Raw genomic sequence first — 3,244 nt, forward strand, 5'->3', positions numbered from 1 at the left:
GCAGGCTGCTGCGGTCGTTCTGCTTCACGTCGACGCGCGCGGTGAGGTCGCCTTGCGCGATGCTCTGCGCGGCCTCGAGTGCGGATTCGAGCTCGCCGCCGAGGTTCGAACGCACGCTCCTCAGCACGAGCACCATCACGAGCGTCGCGATCGCGCCGAGCACGGCGGTCATCGCGAGCCAGCGGCCGATGCTGGCAAGCACGACCGTCTGCACGTCGTTCATGTACATGCCGGTCACCAGATACCAGTCCCACGGCGCGAAGCGCTGCACGGCGCTGGTCTTGTCGACCGGCTTGTCGGAGCCCGGCTTCGGCCACAGGTATTCGACGAAGCCTTTCCCGCCGTTCTGGTTGCCGGCTTTCACGATCTCGACGAATAGGTGTTTCCCGGCCGGATCGGCGAAATTGGACAGATCCTTGCCGACCAGTTCAGCCTTGATCGGGTGCATCACCATCACCGGTTTCGAATCGTTGATCGAGATATAGCCGTCGCTGCCGTAACGCATGGCCCCGATCGCGTCGAGCGCTTTCTGCTTCGCGTCCGCCTCGGGCATCACGTGTTGCTGCGAGAGTTTGTAATAGTGATCGGCGACGCTGGCGGCCTGGGCAATCAGTGTCGCGAGCTGGTCGCGGCGGTCCTCGATCATCGACGCGCGCGTCTGCCATGCACCGATGCCGGCGATGACCAGCAGGCCGAGCCACAAAATGACGATCATCGAAGCGAGTTTCTGATTCAGGGTGAGATTGCGCATGGTTTGTTGTCGGTGGATCGGATGAACGCGCATGTCGAGGCGCGACCGGATAATTCTTTTTCGGCGCGCGCGCGCGGAGACTGCAGGCGGGAAATCCCTAGGCGACAACGGGAGAAAAGCCGGATCGGCCGCAAGGGCCGATGCGGGGCGGTGCGGATGCGCCGGGTGCGGGTGCGTCGTGTGACCGGATCTGGCCTGCGGTAAAGCGGTCCGGGGCACCACGGCGGTGCGCGCGCATCGGGACGCAGCCAGGACGCGGCTGGAATACAGCCGGGACGTTCAGACCGGATCCTTGCTCGGCGGCCCTTCCGGCTGTTGCGGATTGTCGTGATGACCGGGCGACGGCGGCGTGAGCGGATCGCCTTCGGGGTCGCGGGTCGGATCTGCCGGAGGCTCGGGCAGCGGCGTGGTGTGGTCGGTCATGGCGTGCTCGCGGGGATCGGGGCGGTGGCTGCGCGACGCGCCGGCACCTCGTCTCCGTTATAGGCAATCGAACGCGCGTTTGCAGCCGGAATCGGCTATCGGTGGTCGCCGCGGCCGTATGCAAGATCGTCCGGCGTATCGACGTCGCGCAGGATGGCGGGATCGTCGACGTCGAGCAGCGTCACGGGTTCGCGGGCGAACAGCGCGCGGGCGCCGGTATCGCCGTCGAGCGCGGCCAGCGCGTCGTAATGGCGCGCGGCAAAGCCGACAGGGTGGCCGCGCGTGCCGCGATATACCGGCGCGACAATCGACGCATGATGTGCGTCGAGCGCGCGCGCGACGGCTTCGTATGTGCGCGGCGCGATCCACGGCATGTCCGCGAGCGCGACGATCCAGCTGTCCGCTTCCGCACTCGCGCGCACGCCTGCCGCGAGGCTCGCGCCCATGCCGCGCTCGGCGTCGGGCGCGAAGACGACATGGCAGCCGGCTTCGTTCAGAAGAAAGGCGAGCTTTCCCGCGCCGGGCCGCACCACGGCCACCACGTCGGCGGTTGTCGTGGCGAGATGCCGGGCGGCTGCGACCGCGATTGGCGTGCCGTCGGGAAGCGGGGCGAGCAGCTTGCTGCGCGTGCCGCCCGGATCGAAACGCTGACCGAGTCCCGCGGCGAGGAGGACGCCCGTGGCGAGCGACACATACGACATCGGCGATGCGGGAATTGGGGAAGTGGGAACGTGCTGCGATTGTGCGCGAGCATGGGCCGATCGGCAAGTGCGGCGCTACGCATCCCCCCAGCGCCGCAGCAGGTTGTGGTAGATCCCGGTCAGCGCGATGACGGCGTGGTCATGCGCGCCTTTTTCCGCGGAAAGCTGCTGAATCTGCGTATCGAGCTGGAACAGCAGGGTGCGGTCCGCATCGTCGCGCACCATGCTCTGGATCCAGAAGAACGACGCCACGCGTGCGCCGCGTGTGACGGGCGTGACGTGATGCAGGCTCGAAGCGGGATACAGCACGAGGTCGCCCGCCGGCAGCTTCGCGCGATGCACGCCGTACGTATCTTCGACGCACAGCTCGCCGCCGTCGTATGCATCGGGTTCTTCGAGGAACAGCGTCGCGGACAGGTCGCTGCGCACACGGAAGTCGGTGCCGCGCAGCAGGCGGATCGCATTGTCCACGTGCGTGCCGAATGCGTCGCCGCCTTCATAGCGATTGAACAGCGGCGGAAAGATCTTGAGCGGCAATGACGCCGAGAAGAACAGCGCATGGTGCGCGAGCGCATCCTGGATCGCATCGCCGACCGCGCGCGCAGCGGGCGAACCCTCGGGCAGCTGGCGGTTGCGTTTCGCGAGCGCGGATTGGCGGCCGGACGTCGCGTTGCCGTCCGTCCATTCGGCGCGGTCGAGGACGTCGCGGCATTGCGCGACTTGTGTCTTGGTCAGTACGCCGGGAATGTGCAGCATCATGATACGGACTCCGGATTGCGCGGCTTCAGGCAGGCTGCCGCCGCGCGGAATGCCTCGCGCGGCGACGCCGCGAGATAGGCGCGCATCTTTTCGATGAAGGCGGGCGTCGCTGTCGCGGGCACGCGTGCGAGCCATGCGAGCGCGTCGTCGACGCGCCCGCGATCGGCGAGCAGCCGTGCATAGTTGAACTGGCCGCGGAAATCGCCGGCTTCCGCGGCGCGACGGTAGTGGCTGAGCGCGGCATCCGCATCGACGGGGACAACCCAGCCGTCTTCGTGGAAGCTGCCGATCAGGTTGATCGACTTCGCGTGGCCGAGCGCGGCCGCGCGCTCGAACCACGCGAGCGCCTCGGTACGGTTCTCCGCGACGCCGTTGCCGAGCGCGAGCGCGGTGGCGTAGTTGTACATGCCCCAGTCGAGCCCCGCCTGCGCGGCGAGCCGATACCAGTAGACGGCGACGGGGGCGCACGCGGCGATGCCCCAGCCGAACTCGTAGCAGCGCCCGAGCATGTTCATTGCCATCGGATCAAGGCGCAAAAACGCCATTTCACGTTAAAAATCAACTGGCTATGATGCTTTTGTGGCGTGATTTATATCACCGAAATTCACAT

General features: G+C 66.9%; 4 protein-coding genes and 1 pseudogene. All 5 read right to left on the reverse strand.

Annotation, left to right across the window (positions count from 1 at the left end; translation table 11 throughout):
• On the reverse strand, window positions 1-751 hold a 751-nt coding region (locus KH616_RS23265), incomplete at its 3' end, for a cache domain-containing protein (protein ID WP_292252304.1).
• 279 nt (window positions 752-1,030) lie between these two features.
• Window positions 1,031-1,174, reverse strand: coding sequence for a hypothetical protein (locus tag KH616_RS23270; RefSeq protein WP_292252305.1), 144 nt, complete (start codon window positions 1,172-1,174; stop codon window positions 1,031-1,033).
• Window positions 1,175-1,269: 95 nt separating this feature from the next.
• Window positions 1,270-1,875: a nucleotidyltransferase family protein gene (locus KH616_RS23275; protein WP_292252306.1), complete on the reverse strand. Its 606-nt coding sequence runs from the start codon at window positions 1,873-1,875 to the stop codon at window positions 1,270-1,272.
• 75 nt (window positions 1,876-1,950) lie between these two features.
• Complete coding sequence (locus KH616_RS23280; protein WP_292252307.1) at window positions 1,951-2,634, reverse strand: Fe2+-dependent dioxygenase; 684 nt, start codon at window positions 2,632-2,634, stop codon at window positions 1,951-1,953.
• Window positions 2,631-3,158 (reverse strand): annotated as a pseudogene (locus tag KH616_RS23285) (tetratricopeptide repeat protein); the annotation flags it as partial. The pseudogene KH616_RS23285 and the gene KH616_RS23280, both read right to left, overlap by 4 nt.
• Between the last annotated feature and the right edge of the window lie 86 nt (window positions 3,159-3,244).

The organism is Burkholderia sp. (assembly GCF_018375725.1).
Classification (GTDB): Bacteria; Pseudomonadota; Gammaproteobacteria; order Burkholderiales; family Burkholderiaceae; genus Burkholderia.

Bases quoted from the DNA above. Each gene is read 5' to 3' on its own strand.
- KH616_RS23270 (WP_292252305.1), bottom strand. From the start codon at position 1,174: ATGACCGACCACACCACGCCGCTGCCCGAGCCTCCGGCAGATCCGACC.
- KH616_RS23280 (WP_292252307.1), bottom strand. From the start codon at position 2,634: ATGATGCTGCACATTCCCGGCGTACTGACCAAGACACAAGTCGCGCAA.
- KH616_RS23275 (WP_292252306.1), bottom strand. From the start codon at position 1,875: ATGTCGTATGTGTCGCTCGCCACGGGCGTCCTCCTCGCCGCGGGACTC.